Raw genomic sequence first — 537 nt, forward strand, 5'->3', positions numbered from 1 at the left:
CTATATTGGTACTACTTACTCTACCTTTCACTGATTTAGGTAGATCAAGAGGTTTCCAGTTTAGACCTTTAAGTAAATTAGCTTTCTATTTATTTGGAGTAATTTTTATAACATTAGGTCGTTTAGGTGCAGTGCATGTAGAAGATCCATTTATTTTAATGGGACAAATATATGCTACAGCATATTTTGGATATTTTTTAATTATACTACCTATCATTAGTATATTAGAAAATACTTTAATAGATTTATCTATAAAAAATAAATAAATTTATTATTTTAATAATTGGTTTGAATTTTATCTTAAAATTTATAAGATTCCAACTGATTAAAGTTAAATAAATAATGAGTTTTCAAGAATATTAAAAATTTGTCAATGTTAGATATGAATTATTTAAATAGTTTAAGTTTGAAATGAAAATTAGGTAGAGGTATTCAAGGGGACGATTTTTTTCAACGTAAGGAATTATTAGCGCACAATTTAAATAGAAATGTAGGAAGTGGTATAGGAAATAATAATGTTCCATCAATGTCAGAGGG

1 pseudogene is annotated in these 537 nt (G+C 24.8%); it reads left to right on the plus strand.

The features are described from left to right. Positions 1 to 266, plus strand: a pseudogene (locus ACYVEA_RS34820) (hypothetical protein); the annotation flags it as partial. Positions 267 to 537: the final 271 nt, after the last annotated feature.

Source organism: Spirosoma jeollabukense, from assembly GCF_054777855.1.